Below are 16,930 nucleotides of genomic sequence, written 5' to 3' on the forward strand. Positions count from 1 at the left end.
CCTTCTAAACGGAGGTGCTGGGGCCGGCGGCCTCGGCGTCGGTGCGGCGGCAGCCGTAGCCGAGCAGGCTCGATGGATCCGGCGTGCTGGGGACGGCGGCGATGTCCGAGCAGGTGAACGTGTAGGTGAAGGCGGGGCTCGGGGTGGTGCCGAGCCAGGCTCGGTCGTGCTTCTCCGGCACGATCCCCAGTCCCGGGGCGGTCACGGCGTCGTGCTGGCTGTGGGTGTGCGAGAAGATCACGAGTGCGCCCTTGGTGGTCTTCAGCGCGTACGTGTCGGTGAACTGCGGGGCGACGGAGGCGAAGCGTGTGGTGCCGCGTGGGCCGAATTTCCCGGTCGTCTCGTCGTGGACCTTGATCTGCCGCCGGGAGGTCTCGGTCGAGGTGAAGACCTTCTTCCCGGTCATCTCGCCGCCGGTGGCGAAGTTGTCGGTCACGGCCGAGTGGAGCACGCCGACCGGTGCGGCGAGAGAATTCGAGGCGGCGTCGACCGCGGTGGCGTACCCGTCCTTGTCGAGCACGATCTGCGGGAGCTGCTTTGGATCGTCGATGTCGACGGTGGCGACCATCTCCCACTGCTTCGACTTCGTATTCTCCGCCAGGACCAAGACGCGGGCGTACTGCTGCTGGCTGCCGGCCTTAGTGACGGCGGCGAACCACCGCTGCTGGCCGTCCTTGAGGCGCGGGATGTAGAGGTCGGTGGCCGAGAGGTCGTACGACCACGGTCGGTACGGCTCGCGATCGGCTTTTGGCAGGGCCTCGTCCTGCTTGATGTCGGCCAGCGACATCGCGTACCGGGGGCCGCCCTCGACGGTGTCGAGGAGGGCGCGGTCCTGGTTCATGTGCGCGAGGTTGTTGTTTGAGTAGTGGGTGATGGCGTCGCTTGCCTGCGCCGGGCTGAGCGCAGGGGTCGGCGTCGACGCGGCGGTGGTGTTGGGTGCCGTCTTCTTAGCGGAGGTGTCGCTGTCGTCGTTGGTGCAGGCGGTCGCGGCCAGGGCGACGGTGAGAGCCGCGGCGATCAGGGGCAGGGTGCGCCGGGCAGGACGGACGGGCACTCCTCGTGCTGGGGGAAAGGGCAGCGGTGGGCGGTGTCAGGACGGCCGACCCCGGCGATCGACCAATGGCTGAAAGGACTTGGGTACGTCGCTGGCTAGGCGGGGTGCCGGGGGCCGCAGTCCGTGCTGGTCACGATCCGAGGAGGCCAGCCTGATCGTCGTGGTCTTCGGCCCAGCCGAAGACCACGCGCTCCAGGTCTTCGAGGTAGAGGACATCGGTATGGGCGCGGAAGGCGTCGAGGCGTTCGTCCGTGTAGTCCTGGACCTCGTTGTCCGCCAGGTCGACGCGCACCCGGTTTTTCCTCGACAGCCGGCGCCACTCGAGCAGGTCGGAGTCGGTGGCGCGGGCCATCCATATCCAGATTCCGTTGCCCAGCTTGATGACGTCCTGGGGGTGAAAGAGGCCGTTGGTTCGCCTGCGGCGTGGGTTGCGGTGTTCGCCGAACCCGGTGACAAGGCTCTGGGCGAGTTTGTCCAGGGCTGCGGCCTTGATGTGCGGGTCGAGGTCCTCGCGTGTGAGTTGTTCGCGCACCGCATCGGTGAGATGGCGCTTGTGGAATCGGCCGGCGGTGTCGGTGAGAGCTACAGCGGTCTTCTCGACGATGTGCTGCAGGCGGAGGTCAGCGGTGGTCGTCACGGCAGGTCACGCTCCTGCCAGACCTGGTCCATCTCGGCCAGCGCCGTCATGGCGTGCGCGATGGTCTCGCGGGTGATGGGCGTGCCGCTGGCGTACGCGGGGTCGTACCGGCTGAACGTGCGCGTACCGCGGGCCTGGGCGAGCGGCGGGACTACCTCGTCCAGCAGTCGGGTGGCCACCCGACGCTGCCGCTTGTCCTCTTCGACGCGCTCGGTGCGCTCTGCCCACGCGCCTGCCAGCGTCAGGTCGCCCTCGATGACCCGGTCTGCCAGTTCGGGGTCCTCCTCACGCAGACGGGCGAGCTGGACCTCCGCGGAGTTGGCCTTGGCCTTGTTCTCCTGGGCGACCGCGTACGCCTCGTTGAGTCCCATGGCCCCGGTGATGACCGGGTCCACGAGGTCGGGTGCGTGCTGCAGGACGGTGTTTGCGCGCCCCATGACGGCCAGGGCGACTCCGAGTTGTTCCTTTAGGGAACGCGCGGTCTGTTCCCTCGGGGAACGGCCGTCTTGTTCCCTGAGGGAACAAGCCTTGACGGTGATCATCGCGGCCTGTCCCTTGGTCAGGCTGCGGCGGCGGAGGTTGACGGACAGGATGTAGACGTCCGGGGTGTCGCCCTCGTAGGTGATGAAGGCTGTTTCGATGCCAGCACGTTCGCAGGCGATGAGTCGGCCGCGTCCGTCGAGGATGCGTCCTTGACGGTCGAGGACGATGGGCTGCAGAAGCCCGTTCTCCTGGATGTCGTGGGTGAGGGCGGTCAGGTCGTCCTCGTCGAGCAGGGGGAGGAGCGAGGCGGTCGGGTGGGATTCGATGGGGCGTCTCCTGGGGGTGATGGAGGGGTTGGAGTGGCTGGTGTGCCCGGAGGGTTGGATGGGAGAGGGTTTCAGTGCATGCGGGCGTCGGTGTCGAACAGCGCCAGCTCGTGCGCATGCAAAAGATGTTGAACGATGAATGATCGCCCGGCTACCTTCCACAGGCCGCGTCCCCGGTTGAGGTGGGCGATGGCTTCGGTTTCGACGGAGGTCAGACCCAGCAGGGAAGCCGCGGCGTGGAGCTGGTCGGTTTCCTGCCGGTAGATGATGCGGGTGGAGCAGTCGGCCAGGAGTCCCTCGGCGAGGGCGCGGCCCTGGGATCCGGCGTCGCCTGCGGTGAGCAGGTCGCTGAGCCGGTGGATGACCATGAGGTTGGCGATGCCGAGGCCACGGGAGAGTTTCCACTGGGCTTGCATGCGCTGGAGGAGACCGGGGTGGCGCATCAGGCGCCATGCCTCGTCATAGACGATCCACCGCCGGCCGCCGCGCGGGTCAGTGAGAGCGGACTCCATCCACGCCGACGCGCACGTCATAGCGAGGACGAGGGCGGTGTCGTCGCCGGACCCGCCGAGTCGGGACAGGTCGATGGTGAGCATCGGGGAGTTGGGGTCGAACGCCACGGTGGAGGGGGCGTCGAACATGCCGGCAAGGTCGCCGTGGACCAGGCGGCGCATGGCGTGGGCGAGGTCGCGGGCTGCTTCGCCGAGCCGTCCGGACATCATCCCGGCGGCCTCGTCGAGCGCGGTGGGGTTGTTGAGTGCGGCGGCGACGTCGCCGAGGAGCGGTGTACGGCCGGTGGCGGCGGCGCGGGTGACGACGGCGTCGAGGGCGACGTCAAGGGCGGTGTGCTCCATCGGCAGCAGGTCCCGCCCGAGAACGGTCCGGGCTAGAGAACCGAGCAGCAGCAGGCGCCGCTTGCGGATCTCGCCGATCCAGTCGGCCTCCGAGACGCTGTCGGGTCGCGGTGCGGCGTCCAACGGGTTGAGCTTGCCGGGCAGTCCGGGCCCGAGGGCGACGGATGTGCCGCCGAGTGCGGAGGCGACGGGCGTCCATTCGCCCTTGGGGTCACACGGGACGTAGATGCGGTAGCCGAAGGCGACCGACCGCAGCGCGAACGACTTCGCCAGCGCTGACTTGCCCTGGCCGATCACGCCTGCGAGCAGGATGTTGGGGTTGGTGAAGCCCTCGACCTTGCCGTACAGCGCGAACGGATCGAACACGAACGAGGCTTCGGCGTGGACGTCGCGGCCGACGTAGATGCCTTCGGCGCCGAGGCCGCCTTCGGCGAGGAACGGGTACGCGCCGGCCGCGATGGCGGTGGTCATGCGGTGGGCGGGCAGCTTCAGCCGGTTTCCGCGGGCGGAGGCAGGGCCGGGGCGCCCGCTCGGCGGGAAGAGAGGAGCGGGCATTTCGTGCTCCGCGGGCGCGGTGCCAGCGGGGTGGGCGGCGGCCTCGGCTCGGGCCTTGGCGGCGGCTTCGGCGAGCTGGCGGCGGGCTGCTTTGCGGCTGGCCCGGTCGGTGCCGTGCGGAGTGAACAGCGGGGAGGCGGAGGCGCGGCGGGCTCGGCGTGCGGGCCGGTGATTCATGGCAGGTCGGCTTTCACGTGGCGGCGGTCTCGGTGTGGGCGGTCAGACCACCGGTGAGGCGCTGAACTGGTGCTTCCAGTAGCCCTTGCCGTCGTTGTTCCAGTCGAGGTGGAGTTCGCCGTCGGCCAGTCCGCGTCCGGAGCCGATCGTGTAGCTGAGTACGGGCGTGGTGTAAGAGTTGTTGTAGTTGGCGTTGGAGTCGCTGTTTTCCAGCCGCGATTCGATGCCGTAGTAGTTGGCGGACTTCTTCACCGGGTCGGTGCCGGCCTGCGACTTCTTGACCTGGAGCTTGAAGTAGGCGCCGTCGAAGATGGTGCTGTCGTCGACCTGGCCGTACGCCGGTCCGTCCCAGCTGACCTTGGCGTACGTGTAGACGGTGGAGCCGGAGCGCTTGGCGCACAGGGTGACACGGACGTCCCAGTTGTCGGCCCAGGGGCCCGTGTACGCAGGGTCGTCGATGGACTTGGTGCTGGTCGTGCACTTGTAGCTGGCGGCTGCGGCGGGGTTGGCGGTCGCTATGGCGGCGGTGCCGGCGAGTGCGGCGATGATGACGGCGGTGGAGGTGGAGCGCTTCAGCTTGCGCATGGAGTGCCTTTCGTCGGGGTGGGGGTTACTGGCTGCAGGTGGTGGTGTGGCCGTGCAGCGGGGTGTTGAGATCGCTTGGGGTGGTCTTGCGGCGGACGATGTGACCGGCGGCGAGGTGGCGCTGGCAGATGGTCAGGACTGGGGGGCCTTCCGGCAGCCGTTCGGGATGGCAGTCCGCCTCCGCAGCGCTCTCGTTGGCTGCGGGCAGGAGGTGGAAGGCGTCGTGCAGCGCGGTGGTGGCCTGCCACAGCCGGGTGTGGGCAGTGGCCAGGTGACGGCCCGCAGCTGGATGCGGTGGCCGGGTGGTCTCGGCGAGCTGGTCGAACAGCCGGTGCAGGGCGGTGAGGTGCGCGTGCAGCACGTCGAGGTGCACGCGGTCCGCGGGCTGTGGCGCAGAGGGTGCCGCCGTGGTGAGGGAGCGGGTGTGGTGGCGGACGCCGGCGGTGGCGGCACGTAGGTAGGGGTGCGCGTCGCCGACGGGGGTGGCAGAGGTCAAAGGGGCAGGGGTCCTTCCTGCCGTAGCGGCAGGGGCAGTGACGGGCGATCCGCCAAAGACGGCGAGGGGCCGGTGGTCAGCGCGAGCGCCGGGGCGCTGCCGAGGACGGACCGGGAGGCGGGGGCGCGGGGACGCTGCGGGATGCGGTGCGGGAGGCGAGGATCTGTTCCTGCTCCTGGCGCAGGTCGAGGTACGTGCCGGGCGCCCGGGTGCCGACATGGCTGTGGTCGCTCACGACGTCCGCGTTGGAGGCGGAGTCGGTGTCGCCCGGGGCGCGGGTGTCCACCAGCCAGTTTTTGTATGAGGGCAATTGCGTGAGGGTGCGGTGCGCGTCGTCGAGGTCGGTGGCGTTGACGACGAACAGCCAGGGGCTTGCTCCCTCGTCGTGGCCGGGGCCCTTGAGGGCGATGGTGAAGGCGCGGTGTGCGGGGGCGGCGATCAGTCGCTCCAGCCGGTTCCTGATGGTGTCGAGGGTGTCGCTGGCTTCGATGGCCGTGGTGTAGCGGGCCTCCTCGTAGGCGGCGTGGTGGCCCTCGATGACGTAGCCGTCTTTGGTGCGGTGTTCGTCGAGAGCCGCTTGGTGGCGGCGGTGCATCTGGCGCAGCGGGTCCAGCAGCGCCTGGATGTCGTCGATGAGGTGCGAGGGGTGGGGCACGGCGGCACGGGCCGGAGGCTGGCGGGTCACAGGGCGGTCCGGGCGAGGGGCAGCGCGGTGAGGGTGAAGGCGTCGGGCTGCTGGTAGTTGAGGCGGCGCAGGTCGACGCCGGCGGTGACGGCGGCGGTCTCGATCTGCGCGCAGGCCGCGTCGAGGAGGGCATCGGTGTCGGCGGTGACGGTGACCAGGCCGGTCAGGGCGACGTCGGCGTGCCCGGCGATGAGCTGGCGCTCGCGCTGCTTGACGTCGGCGTACTCGACGGAGTCTTCCTCGCTGTCGACCTGTCCCCGGCGGGCGCGCTCATTCGCGTCGGCGATGATCGCCGCCTTCTTCCGCTGGACGTCCCGCAGTGCAGACTCGAGCCCCTGGGGCGCGTATATAAGGGACAGGCTGCGCCGCACACCGGCCGTGAACATGATGCCGTGGAGGAAGCCCGCTCCCATTTCGGTGCGCGGCCAGTTCTCCACCCAGTACGTGGCGTGGCGGGCGGAGTCGGTGGCGAGCCGGTCGTACTCCTCGAACTGGACGACGGGCCCGGCGGCTGCGGGGTCCGCCTCGGCGCGGCCGGTCTCGGACCACTGCTGGAGTGCGGCGAGCGCCTTCGGGTCGTAGGCGGTGCGGATCACGGCGGCGATCTCCCGGGCACTCAGCCACCCGGTCACCATGAGTCCGGCGTTGCGGGCGGCCTGGGCGATGGACGCGGTCGTCTGCTCCATGACGGTGAACGCACCCGGCAGCCCTCCGCCTGCCTGCGAGATCAGACGCTTGGCGGCCTTCAGGTCCAGGGAGATGGCGAGGTAGGTCTCGTGCGGGGCGGCGGCGGGACCGGCCGAGGCGACCAGTTCGGAGTAGATCTGCCCGGCGACCGGGGTCTGGGGCTGGCCGTGCTGGGTCCAGTGGCGGGTGAGGGTGTCGCCGCTGTCGGGGACGGTGCGCTCCAGTACCTGCACGGTGGCGATGTGCCCGGTGCGGGCGATGCCTGCCAGTGCGCGTCCCCAGCTGTTGACGTTGTGGTTCTGGGTGGCGGGGTCGAGGAGGGCGAAGGCGCGGGAGGTGACGCGGGCGATGGCGGTCAGGGTCTGGCGGTGCGGGTCGTGCACGGCTGCGGCGCCGTTGGCGGAGTCGCCGGGCGTGACCACCTTGAGGGAGGCGGCGGTGCCGGGCAGATGAAGGACGCCGTCCTGCCGGGGGCGGGTGACGGGCCGGGCGAGCCAGAGCGTGTGGCCGGTGCGCCGGCGCTGTGCGTAGCGGGCGACGATCGGCGCCCAGTCGATCAGGGAACGGCCGTGCCGGCGGATCGCGACGAGCGCACCCGACGCAGCCCACAGCGGGGTCAGGGCGACGGCGCCGAGCAGCCCGGTGGAGACCACCGACATCAGTAGCAGCGCCAAGGCACCGGACACGAGGACGAGTTGGGGCAGGGAGAGGCCGAGGAGGATGCCGCGGCGGGACCGGTGCGGGAATTTCACCGTGACCGGGGCGACGGAGAGGTCAGTCAAGGGGCGGGTCCTGGAGGCGCGGGTGGGGACCCGGGGGCGGGAGGCGCGGAGCACGTCCCGCCCCCGGGAAACGGGCAGGGGATCAGAGGCCGGTCGGGGGCGGCGGCGGCCCGGCCGTACCGCTGGTCGGGGTGGCCTGTGCACCGGAGGACGGCGGTGCGCCCTGGGGCGGCGGGGTCGTGGTCGGCGGAGCGGACTGCCATCCGCCGCCCTGACCGGACGCGGCGCTCTGTCCGGAACCACCCGGTCCCGGGCTGCCGCCCACCTGGCCGCTGGTGTCGGCGGAGACGCTCGTCGGCGGAGGCTGGACGGCCTTCTCCAGGCCGGACTTGATGGCATCTCCACCGGGCGAGACGCCAGCTCCGCCGCCTTGCGAGTCTTCCTTGCCGCCCCCGCCCCCGCCTCAGCCGGTCGGGTTGGAGGCGATGTCGCCGGGGAAGCCACCTCCGCCTGCGGCGTCGGCACCTTGCGGGGCGGCGCCCGCTCCGGCTGCCGCGCCGCCGGTTCCGGCGGTGGCGGCTGCCGCGGCTGCCTTGCGGGCGGCCTTCTCGGCATGTGCCTTGGCGATCTGGGCTCCGGCACCGCCGGCGCGGTGGATGGACTCGCCGTCGGTTCCGTCGGCCGCCCAGTGCACGAACTTGAAGACCGCGTACGGGCACAGCAGCACCAGGACCATGATCACGATGCCGGACATGACGTCGGCGAGGGCGGCGATGCCGTCCTTGGCTTCGGTCTTGCCCATGGCAGCGATGCCGAGCACGAAGATCACGGTCATCAGGAGCTTGGAGACCACAAGGGTGGCGGTGGCTTCGATCCAGCCCTTGCGCCAGCGGCGTGCGACCTCCCAGCCGCCACCGGCGCTGGCGAAGATCGCCAAAGTGACCATGACGAGGATGCCGACCTTGCGGACCATCATCACGCACCAGTAGAGGAAGGCGCCGACGGCGGCTCCTAGGCCGGCGACCACCGGGACGAGCCAGCCCAGGCCGGACAGGGCGCCGATCTGGTTGACCTTCACGATGCGGCGAACGGCCGACTCAATGTTCAGGTGCGCGGTTTTGAACAGGCCGTCGGAGACGGCGTCGACCACCTCGACGGCGACCGTGGTGAAGGCGATGGCGCAGAACGCAAAAAGAACGCCCGACATAGTGCCGGTGAATGCTTGTGTGAGGGCCTGGCCGTCGCGTCTGACGGCGGCCCGGATGAGCTGCGCGCAGAACGTCGCGACCAGCAGAACCAGGCCCAGCGGCAAGAGCATCTCGTAGTTGTCGCGGAACCAGCCGGCGTTCAGGTCTACCTTCGTGGTGGTGTTGACCGCCTTGGCCGCCAGGTCGGCTGCGGCTGCTGCCAGTTCACCTGCGGACTTCGCCATCCAGTCGCCGATGGCCTTGCCGGGGTCCGTGGCGAAGTCGACCGCGTCGCCGACGGCGCACAGCTTGTCTGCCAGAGGGAAATCACAGAAACCCACGGGTTGTTACTCCTCCTTTCTTGTGTCAGGCGCGGGTCACTGAGTGACGCTCGGAGCGATGGCGGCCAGGGAGCAGTCGTGGTTGGGGCGGCACTGCACGGCGAGGGTCACGGCGCGTTCTTCGGCTCCGCCGCCGCCCTTCTTCCAGGCGATCTGCTGCTTGCCGTTGACGGTGACGACGTAGATGTACGCCTCGGTGATCGCGGACGGGTCCTCGGCCAGGGCCTGCTTGAACGCGCCGGGGTAGTGGCCTTCGGTGACGGTGCCGGTCGCGTGCTGGTCCTGGTCGGCCATCCGCGACCACAGCACCGGATCGGGGACCTGGCCGGAGACCGAGGCCCAGTCGGCGTACTTGGTCTCTTCGGTCATCCACGCGCGCATGCCGGCGAGCTGCTGGTCGCGGCTGGTGTCGCGGGTGTCGTAGGACCACAGCATCTGTGCTGCGGCCTTGGCGTAGGCAACCGGCTCGGCGATCTGCGGGGGCTTGAGCACGGACCCCGATCCGGCGGCGGGCTTCGGGGCGGCCTCGGAGGAGGCAGGGCTGTTCGCCGGCGCCGGAACGGCGTGGTCCCGGTCCTGCTGGCCGCCACCGCTCCCACTCAGCCAGGCGACGGTGGCGGCGATGGCGAGCAGGACGGTGACGACCAGAGCGACGATCGCGATCCGCTTGTTGGCCGACCAGCCGATGCCGTAGGAGGACAGAGTGGGGAATCGGTTCCGCATCATTGGACCTGCGAACCGAGGGCCGAGAAGAACGCGACGATTCCGTTCGCGGCACCCAGGCCGAGGGCGGCGCCCGCGGCGACGACGGCGCCCTTCTTGCCGTTGGCCTCGGCCTGGTGGCCACCGGTGTGATGACCCCAGGCCCACACGCCGAGGGAGACGGCAAGAGCACCGACGACGGCGATGATCCCGAACAGGTTGATGCTGTTGACGACGTTCTTCAGCACGGCGAGGCCGGGCAGGCCGCCGCCCTGGGGTGTGATGCCTGGGTCGTAGGCCAGCTGGATGACGCGGTCGGCGAGAGGGAGGGACATAGGTGTGGCGGGGCTCCTTGCATACGAGGGCCAGGCGAGGGGCCGACGGAAAAGAGGAAAGAGGAAGGGGCGCGGCGCTCGCGGCAGGGGGAGTGGCCGCGGCGGCAACCCGCCCGGAGCGGTGTCCGGGTGTAGGTTCCGATTTGACTTGTCGTCTGGCATCGCGCTGACCAGCGTCTTTGGTCGGCTATCCAGAGGACTTGTCGGCGGATTCGTCCGGCCGATCTGTCGGACTCTTCAACCGAGACGGCCCGTTCGGGCTCTGCTGACAGATCTCTCGGACAGCCGACCTGCGGGTTTGCCCCAGCGGGTGACAAACCGACGACAGAATGGCCGGACAGCGACAAGTTGAACCGGAACCTACACCGGGCGGGTGCTGTCAGAGGACGCGGCGGGCGGCGAGGATGTCCCAGTCCTTGATCGGGGTGATCCGGACCGGTTTTGATGTGCGCGGCGCCTCGATCACCAGGCCCTTGCCCATGTACATGCCGACATGCTCGGGGCGGCTTGCGGTGCCGCGGCTGAAGATCAGGTCACCGGGCTGGAGCTTGCTGGGCGAGACCGCCTTGCCCTCGGTGACCTGCGTGTACGTGGTGCGGGTGAGGGTCACGCCGGCGTGGGCGTACGCCTGCTGCATCAGCGAGCTGCAGTCGCAGCGGCCCATCGGGTCGGGGCCGTGCGAGTCGGTGCAGCTGCCGCCCCACTGGTACTGCGTGCCGAGCTGGTGCATCGCCCAGTCGAGGGCTTTGCGGGCTTTGGGGTCGGCGTCCTTGGGGATCTTGTATCCCTTCGGGACGCTGCCCTCGGGGATGCGGCCGAAGCCGGATCCGTCCTTGGCCGGAGTGCAGCCGGTGGTGCCGGTCGTGGACTCCTTGCCCTGGTCCGGCTCCTTGTCGTCCTTGTCCTTGCCGGTGCTCGGGAAGGTCTTGGCGATGGCGTCCTGGAGCGCGGTGGACAGGTCCTCCCACTGCGCGTACGCGTTCGGCAGGCCGGACTTCTGGACGGCCTGCGCGGCCTGGGTGACGGTCATCTGCTGCCAGCCGTCCACCTTGAGTAGATGCTTGTAGAACTGCTCGGAGGCGTAGACGGGATCGCGGATCTGCTGGGCGGTGCCCCATCCCTGGGAGGGACGTTGCTGGAACAAGCCGAGCGAGTCCCGGTCTCCGTAGTTGAGGTTGCGCAGCCGTGATTCCTGCATCGCGGTGGCGAGCGCGATGATCTGGCCCTTCTTGGGCACGTCGAGGCTGATGCCGCTGGCCACGATGGTCTGCGCGTTGGGGACTTGCTCGGCGGGCTGATCCAAGCCCTCGATGTGGACGTCCTTGCCGGACGCTCCGTCGAGGATCTCGGTGACCTGCTTGGCGACCTCGTCGGAGTCGATGTCGGTCAGGCAGCCGCTGAATGAGCCAGCGTTTTGCACGGCATCGGCGGAGGAGGCCAGCATCATGGCCGTCCCGGCGAGCAGGAGTGGGGAGAGGAAGACGACGCCGATGCCGGCGGCGACCGCCTTCAACCGGCGCGGACCGCTCGCGCGTCAGCGATTTCGAGCATGGGTGGGTAGCGAGGCGTCATGGACGTGTCCTTCGGGGTGCGGTGTCCGGCGTGCCGCGTGCGCGTGGCGTGGTGGAAGGGCGCGACGGCCGGGGTGGGCGATCGTGGGAGGCCGGTGCGGGAGAGTTGCCGCTCGCTCCACGTGGCCGTGCCGTGAGCTAGGTGTGCCGGGGCAGGGGGTACCTCCGTGAGGCGTGGTGGGGATGTAGCCAGCGGCGGTGTGTGCCGGGCGGTTCAAAAACAGTAGGCCCGGATTGGCGGCTGACCAAAAAGTTGGCATGAGGTGCCGAAATCCGGCACCTCAGCAGCGGACTTCTTGGTCGTCGGCGCATTCGCCTCTACAGTTTTTTAACTCCCCTCGCCCTCCTCGGTCTGCGGCCCCGGGCTTCTTCATGCCCCATTCCGGCCTGACAGGAGTCGTATGCGAGACGGGTAGTTCCCTCCGTGCTTTCACACCCGAATTGGGGTCCCTCTTTGCCTTTTTCCCTGCACCAGGGTGACGCTCTCAGCGTCCTCGCCGGCCTTCCGGACGACTGCGTCGACTCCGTCATCACCGATCCGCCGTACAACTCGGGCGGCCGGACTGCGAAGGAGCGCACGACACGCTCGGCGAAGCAGAAGTACACCTCCGCCGACGCCAAGCACACCCTCGCTGACTTCACCGGCGAGAACATGGATCAGCGTTCGTACGACTTCTGGCTGACGCAGATTATGACCGAGGCGCACCGGCTGACGAAGACCGGCGGGACCGCGCTGCTGTTCACCGACTGGCGCCAACTCCCCATCACGACGGACGCGATCCAGGCGGCCGGCTGGCTGTGGCGAGGGGTGTTGGCCTGGCATAAGCCGCAGGCCAGGCCCCAGAAGGGCCGGTTCACGCAAAACTGCGAGTTCATCGTGTGGGCCAGCAACGGCCCGATCGACGCGTCCCGTAACCCGGTCTATCTGCCCGGGCTCTACAGTGCCTCGCAGCCCTCGGGGGCCAAGCGCCAGCACATCACGCAGAAGCCCGTCGAGGTGATGCGCGAGTTGGTCAAGATCGCCCCGCCGGGTGGCACGGTGCTCGACTTCTGCGCCGGCTCGGGCTCTACGGGCGTCGCCGCCCTGCTGGAAGGCAGGGACTTCATCGGCGTGGAGAAGACCGAGCACTACGCGTCCATCGCGGCCGACCGGCTCACCGAGACGATCCGCGAGACCCTCACGCAGGACGACGTGGTCCTCACCGTCTGAGGCCGCAACAGCGCTTCCTATGCCGGAAACCGGCGCCTTTCCCGGTCCTGGGTGGCATCCCGCCGTGGCGCGCCAGTAGTCCGTCGGCCGGTCCGCTCACCACCGCTTCCGCTTTCCCTATTTCCGAGGCTCGTAGGAGGCCACACTTTTCATGCCTGAATCCATAGAACTCTCGGACGGCGGGGAGCTGGAGCCGGTTCGTATTCCGGACCCCCAGCTGGAGGGAATCGAGGCGAGCGTCCGGAGGCTGATGGAGCAGTCGGCGCAGCAGGCCCAGCAGCTCGACCATCTCGCCTCCGCTCCGGCCCCGGGCGGATCGCCGTTCGCGGCGTTCGGCATGCCGGGGCTCGGCGGACCGCCTCCGGCTGCGCCGCCGGAGCCGCGCCCCATCTTGGAACTCGACGGGGAGGAGCGCGAGGACGAGCTCGACGCCTTGTCGGACTGGGTCGACGACTTCTTCCTCCCGGTCTACGGGGCGGAGGTCACCACCGCGGCGCCCTGGTGCCTGCAGTGGCAGGAGCACGACGACGTGGTGGCCTGGCTTCATGCCCTGTGGCTCGCGTACCAGCAGCACAAGGACCCCGAAGCCGGGTTGAGCGGCCTGTTCGTGTGGCACCGGGACTTCCTCACCCACGCCCTTGCGGCGATCCGCGCGCCGGGCGGTCCATTGTCGGCCTGCATGACCTCCCCCGAGCGTCCCGCGCACCGGATTCTCCCCGGCCCGCCGCCCTCAGCGCGTACGGAGAAGGCGACGGCGAGCGCGGCGGATGATGCTGGGCCCGCTGAGCAGGACGAGCCGACGTCGTGAACGGGGGCCAGCAGCCGGCTTTCGGCCTGAGCTTCGACCCCCGTGCCCTGACCGATCTCCTCCAGGCGCCCAGCGACATCCGCGATCTCACCCTCGCCTACCTGCAAGAAGTCGTGAACGCGCAGCGCTTCGGGCTCCGGCTCACGGGCGACCTGGAGGGCTACCGCAAGCTGTTCGTGGACTCCCGGAAGGACTGGCGCGTCGTCTACGGCGTCCGCCCCGCCCCCGCGGAGTCCGCTCACCAGCGGGAAATCCACGTCGTCGCGGTCCGCCCGCGCGCGGGCAATGACGTCTACGACGAGGTCGGACGCCGCCTGGGGATGCCCCGCCGGCCGCTGAGCGCCCGCACTCACGCTGCTCGTTCCCGCTCCCCGCAGCTCACGACCCGCGGCCCCGCACCGCGGCCGGGTCCGCCGTCCTTCGCGCTGCCGGGCCTTCCCCGTCCCGCGCAGAGCCCCTCGCACCATCACGCCCGCTGATCACCTGGAGGCCCCGCCTATGCCCCCTGATCCCGCGCCGGCAGCAGTCCGGCGTGCGGTCTCCCCGCTCGACCATCGCATCGAAGCCGTCACCGGCCATGACGTCGACACACTGTGGGCCTACCGCGACCGCGGCGTCCTCGACGAGCCGCATGTCCACCTGGTCGACCAGCACCGCGAGCTGGCCCAGGCCGAGATCGGCGTGATCTTCTACCTCAAACTTCTCAACCGCCTGTCCAGCGGCGAGTTTCCCGTCGATGGTGCCCTGTTCGAGCGCATCGATCGCACCGTGGACCAGCTGGAGGAGGCCGCCGACGTACGCGACGCTGCTGCCCGGAGGGTGATCACCGCCCTGGAGCCCATTGAGGCCGCCGCCGCAACGGCAACGGCATCGGCGCCCGGCCGACGACCGCTCTCGACTGCCGACCAGGCGGCGCTGCTCGCCATCGCCGGCGGGGCCAAGCTCTACGAGCATCTCCTGACCGGCCGGATGTCCGTGACCGCTGCCTCCGGCACCCGCATCCCCTACGCCGAGCTGCAGCAGCTGGAGGGCGCCGGCCTGGTCTCCCGGGATACCGGCCACCCCGTGCACGCCGGCCAACCCGTCGCACTGACCGACGCCGGACGCGCCGCACTGTTCGCCGCCCGTCGGCCGCCCACCACGACCCAGGTACCGAAGTTGCCAGCGCGGCGCGGCGCTTGGCCTTCCCCTACCAAACACCGGCGCTGACCTACCCGAAAGGCCCTTGTTGTCCCGCACCGAACCGGCGCCCGCCCGGAAGTCCATTCCCGAGGTCGACTTCGAACTGGACGAATTCGACGCCGACGAACAGGTCTACCTCGACTTCTACCGCCAGGTCGCCGTGCGCGAGGACATGCTCGTCCCCCTCGCCGAACACCACACCGCCAACGGCGTGCACAGCTACTACGTCCTGTTCGACCGCACCGCCACCTACGGTCACCCTGGCATGCCGCAATACGTCGCCGTGCACCTGCAACGGGACCAGGAGAAGGGGACGTTCGACTTCGAGCGGGCTCTGCTGCCGCTGCCCGCGATGGCGCAGTCCTGGTTGATCCACCGCAGCTGCCCGGCCGACTCCATCAGCCTCAACCCCGAACTGGGGCCACCGCCGGCGGATGAGGCGACGCGGGCGCTGGAGTCACGCCTCGCAGGCGATGGCGACCACTACGCGATGGGCTACTCCTACACCCGAGACGACCCGGACGACATGGTCACCGTCGTGGCACTGCGCGCTCTGGACGAGCGGGCCCCCTCTCCGTTTCGCGTCGTGGTCGAGGAGGTCGACACCGACGCAGGGACTCATACCCTGCGCGAGGGCGGCTTCGCCACGGTCGACGAGGCCCTTCAGTGGTGCGACGACCGGCTCACCGGCGAGGCCGGCCCCCTCCCGCCGGTCCGCCCGGCAGCGGCATTCAGCCGCCCGGCTGTCATGCCGAAGGCTTCGGCTCCACGTCCGCCCGGCCGCTCGCGCTGAGTGCCGAGGTCGGCGGGCGCGGCGAAACATAGCCGACGATCGCCGGTTAGCCAAACCGGCGATTCTCCGGACTCTTATACAGCCGCCGGGTCAAACCCGCGGCGCCTTTCCACGTAATCCCCTATGCCTCATGGAGGTTTCTTCCGCATGCGCTCGACCCGAATTGCCATATCCGCTGCGATGCTCGGGGCACTCGCTCTGCCGGTGGTGTCCGCCACCGCAGCGAGTGCGGCCCCCGCCGCCACCGCGGCAACTGCCGTCCCTGCGAGCAGCTGCTCGTCTCTCCCGCCGCTCCCGTACGAGGTTCACGCCAAGGCCGTGACCATCCGGTCCAAGGCCACCACGAAGTCCACCGCGGTCGGGGTGCTCTACCGCAGTCACAAGTTCACCGTTCACAAGAAGAGCGGCAACTGGCTCTACATCACGGACAAGACCACCGGCGTAAAGGGCTGGGTCTCCGGCACGTACGTCTACCGCGACGTCCGCATGTGCCTCAGCTGACAGGCACGCAGCAGTAACCCTCTTACTCCATAGCCGAGTTGCCCGTCCGCCCGCCAATTTCCTTCCCCTGCCCCCAGGTGTCGCCTTCCGGAACGGAGTTTCCCTTGTCCGACGACATATCCGACGGCACTGAGGATGTCGTGGGCGTGCTCACCGAACGGATCGAAGCCCACTTCGGAATGGGCATGGATCAGCTGACGGCCGCAGTCGCCGTCGCGCCGACCGCGAATCCTGACGCCACCGATGTCGTCAAGTGGCACGGCCTTCTCGTCGACTCCCAGACGGTCCTCAATCGCGCGGAGGATGACCTCCTCGCCGCGCTGGAAACGCAGCCCAGTGAGGTCGACGACCCGACGATGGGCCTCGCCCAGCGCGTCAACGCGGCCGTCACGGCACGCGACGGCCGGGCCCTGGTCGTGCGGTGGCTTCTTGATCCGCACGCTCCGGGGAAGAAGGACCTCGCCGCCGAACGCCTTGCCCGTCTCAATCGCGGGGCCCGCAAGGGCCCGGCGGTGCAGACCAGTGCTCCGCACCGCCCCGCGGTTGTGCCGGCGTCGGTGCCGCGAACGGGAAGGGCCGTCCTGTGAGTTTCCGGCTCAAGTCCAGTACCGCGGACGGCCAGCTGCAGGAGGTCTTCGGCGCCCCGGTTGCCGAGCTGTACGCGGGCGCAACCGGGCCCGATGCCCCCGCCGCGCTGGCCCGCGCCCTGGAGCTGCGTTCCTTCCTCGCCCTGGCCGAGGAACAGGTCGCCCGCGTCCGCGACCGCGTGCACGAGGCGATGGCACCCGACCGGGACATGGGCGAGTTGTCAGCCGGCGACCTCCGCTTTGACGCGCAGTGGCTGGAGGCGGCGCTCGATGCCCGCGACAGCTACCGCGCCGCGCTCGGCGAGCTGCTGCGCACCATGCCACCACCCGACCAGCAGTCCCGCGCCGTCCGCACGGTGCAGCCGATGGTCGCCGCCGTCCTGCCCCCGTCCCTCGCCGCCCCGGCACCCACTCGTGCCGGGGCGGCGAGGGCCCGCCGACCGTGAAAGCCC

Annotated in this window: 19 protein-coding genes and 1 pseudogene; 8 read left to right on the plus strand and 12 right to left on the minus strand. The window is 69.7% G+C overall.

The genetic code is table 11. The features are described from left to right. Window positions 1-4: 4 nt before the first annotated feature. From J7I98_RS25735 to J7I98_RS25790, 12 genes and pseudogenes are all read right to left on the minus strand, one after another. Entirely contained in the window at window positions 5-1,054 is a 1,050-nt protein-coding gene (locus J7I98_RS25735) for a hypothetical protein (protein ID WP_214926343.1), read from the minus strand. Window positions 1,055-1,184: 130 nt separating this feature from the next. Then, a complete protein-coding gene (locus J7I98_RS25740) occupies window positions 1,185-1,691 on the minus strand; it encodes a hypothetical protein (RefSeq protein WP_214926346.1) in 507 nt (168 codons plus the stop codon). Next, window positions 1,688-2,662, minus strand: a complete 975-nt coding sequence (locus J7I98_RS25745; protein ID WP_308377934.1) for a ParB/RepB/Spo0J family partition protein — start codon at window positions 2,660-2,662, stop codon at window positions 1,688-1,690. Before J7I98_RS25745 ends, J7I98_RS25740 begins: the two co-directional genes overlap by 4 nt. Continuing rightward, the gene (locus J7I98_RS25750; protein ID WP_214926349.1) at window positions 2,572-4,086 is read right to left on the minus strand and encodes a VirB4 family type IV secretion system protein; all 1,515 of its coding nucleotides are present in this window, start codon (window positions 4,084-4,086) and stop codon (window positions 2,572-2,574) included. The genes J7I98_RS25745 and J7I98_RS25750 overlap by 91 nt, the downstream gene beginning before the upstream one ends. Before the next feature lie 42 nt (window positions 4,087-4,128). Continuing rightward, window positions 4,129-4,671 (minus strand): hypothetical protein, encoded by a 543-nt coding sequence (locus J7I98_RS25755; protein ID WP_214926352.1) that lies wholly within the window; start codon window positions 4,669-4,671, stop codon window positions 4,129-4,131. Window positions 4,672-4,696: 25 nt separating this feature from the next. After that, window positions 4,697-5,167 carry a DUF6238 family protein gene (locus J7I98_RS25760; protein WP_214926354.1) on the minus strand — a complete coding sequence of 157 codons (471 nt, stop codon included), beginning with the start codon at window positions 5,165-5,167 and terminating at the stop codon, window positions 4,697-4,699. A 76-nt stretch (window positions 5,168-5,243) separates the two neighbouring features. Beyond that, the gene (locus J7I98_RS25765; RefSeq protein ID WP_214926356.1) at window positions 5,244-5,852 is read right to left on the minus strand and encodes a hypothetical protein; all 609 of its coding nucleotides are present in this window, start codon (window positions 5,850-5,852) and stop codon (window positions 5,244-5,246) included. Next, window positions 5,849-7,321 (minus strand): SCO6880 family protein, encoded by a 1,473-nt coding sequence (locus J7I98_RS25770; RefSeq protein ID WP_214926359.1) that lies wholly within the window; start codon window positions 7,319-7,321, stop codon window positions 5,849-5,851. Before J7I98_RS25770 ends, J7I98_RS25765 begins: the two co-directional genes overlap by 4 nt. Before the next feature lie 82 nt (window positions 7,322-7,403). Next, a pseudogene (locus tag J7I98_RS25775) lies at window positions 7,404-8,789 on the minus strand (ATP-binding protein). A 36-nt stretch (window positions 8,790-8,825) separates the two neighbouring features. After that, on the minus strand, window positions 8,826-9,512 hold the full coding sequence (locus J7I98_RS25780) for a hypothetical protein (protein WP_214926519.1): 687 nt from the start codon (window positions 9,510-9,512) through the stop codon (window positions 8,826-8,828). Continuing rightward, window positions 9,512-9,826: a DUF6112 family protein gene (locus J7I98_RS25785; RefSeq protein WP_214926372.1), complete on the minus strand. Its 315-nt coding sequence runs from the start codon at window positions 9,824-9,826 to the stop codon at window positions 9,512-9,514. Before J7I98_RS25785 ends, J7I98_RS25780 begins: the two co-directional genes overlap by 1 nt. Window positions 9,827-10,205: 379 nt before the next feature. Further along, window positions 10,206-11,339, minus strand: a complete 1,134-nt coding sequence (locus J7I98_RS25790; RefSeq protein ID WP_214926375.1) for a C40 family peptidase — start codon at window positions 11,337-11,339, stop codon at window positions 10,206-10,208. Between the two features lie 512 nt (window positions 11,340-11,851). On the opposite strand from J7I98_RS25790, the gene J7I98_RS25795 reads away from it, so the two are divergent. From J7I98_RS25795 to J7I98_RS25830, 8 genes are all read left to right on the plus strand, one after another. Beyond that, window positions 11,852-12,607, plus strand: a complete 756-nt coding sequence (locus J7I98_RS25795) for a site-specific DNA-methyltransferase (RefSeq protein ID WP_214926378.1) — start codon at window positions 11,852-11,854, stop codon at window positions 12,605-12,607. Between the two features lie 250 nt (window positions 12,608-12,857). Continuing rightward, window positions 12,858-13,415, plus strand: a complete 558-nt coding sequence (locus J7I98_RS25800) for a DUF4913 domain-containing protein (RefSeq protein WP_214926521.1) — start codon at window positions 12,858-12,860, stop codon at window positions 13,413-13,415. Continuing rightward, window positions 13,412-13,894: a hypothetical protein gene (locus tag J7I98_RS25805; RefSeq protein ID WP_214926388.1), complete on the plus strand. Its 483-nt coding sequence runs from the start codon at window positions 13,412-13,414 to the stop codon at window positions 13,892-13,894. The genes J7I98_RS25800 and J7I98_RS25805 overlap by 4 nt, the downstream gene beginning before the upstream one ends. 19 nt (window positions 13,895-13,913) lie before the next feature. Further along, the gene (locus J7I98_RS25810; protein ID WP_214926390.1) at window positions 13,914-14,624 is read left to right on the plus strand and encodes a hypothetical protein; all 711 of its coding nucleotides are present in this window, start codon (window positions 13,914-13,916) and stop codon (window positions 14,622-14,624) included. 16 nt (window positions 14,625-14,640) lie between these two features. Beyond that, complete coding sequence (locus J7I98_RS25815) at window positions 14,641-15,390, plus strand: hypothetical protein (RefSeq protein WP_214926392.1); 750 nt, start codon at window positions 14,641-14,643, stop codon at window positions 15,388-15,390. Between the two features lie 147 nt (window positions 15,391-15,537). Further along, window positions 15,538-15,891, plus strand: coding sequence for an SH3 domain-containing protein (locus tag J7I98_RS25820; RefSeq protein ID WP_251021179.1), 354 nt, complete (start codon window positions 15,538-15,540; stop codon window positions 15,889-15,891). 104 nt (window positions 15,892-15,995) lie between these two features. Continuing rightward, window positions 15,996-16,478: a hypothetical protein gene (locus tag J7I98_RS25825; RefSeq protein ID WP_214926394.1), complete on the plus strand. Its 483-nt coding sequence runs from the start codon at window positions 15,996-15,998 to the stop codon at window positions 16,476-16,478. Then, a complete protein-coding gene (locus J7I98_RS25830; protein WP_214926395.1) occupies window positions 16,475-16,924 on the plus strand; it encodes a hypothetical protein in 450 nt (149 codons plus the stop codon). Before J7I98_RS25825 ends, J7I98_RS25830 begins: the two co-directional genes overlap by 4 nt. Window positions 16,925-16,930 lie beyond the last annotated feature (6 nt).

Origin of the sequence: Streptomyces sp. ISL-98, assembly GCF_018614055.1 — a bacterium.
GTDB lineage: Bacteria > Actinomycetota > Actinomycetes > Streptomycetales > Streptomycetaceae > Streptomyces > Streptomyces spiramyceticus.

Bases quoted from the DNA above. Each gene is read 5' to 3' on its own strand.
- J7I98_RS25750 (WP_214926349.1), bottom strand. From the start codon at position 4,086: ATGAATCACCGGCCCGCACGCCGAGCCCGCCGCGCCTCCGCCTCCCCG.
- J7I98_RS25785 (WP_214926372.1), bottom strand. From the start codon at position 9,826: ATGTCCCTCCCTCTCGCCGACCGCGTCATCCAGCTGGCCTACGACCCA.
- J7I98_RS25755 (WP_214926352.1), bottom strand. From the start codon at position 4,671: ATGCGCAAGCTGAAGCGCTCCACCTCCACCGCCGTCATCATCGCCGCA.
- J7I98_RS25820 (WP_251021179.1), top strand. From the start codon at position 15,538: ATGCGCTCGACCCGAATTGCCATATCCGCTGCGATGCTCGGGGCACTC.
- J7I98_RS25800 (WP_214926521.1), top strand. From the start codon at position 12,858: ATGGAGCAGTCGGCGCAGCAGGCCCAGCAGCTCGACCATCTCGCCTCC.
- J7I98_RS25780 (WP_214926519.1), bottom strand. From the start codon at position 9,512: ATGCGGAACCGATTCCCCACTCTGTCCTCCTACGGCATCGGCTGGTCG.
- J7I98_RS25810 (WP_214926390.1), top strand. From the start codon at position 13,914: ATGCCCCCTGATCCCGCGCCGGCAGCAGTCCGGCGTGCGGTCTCCCCG.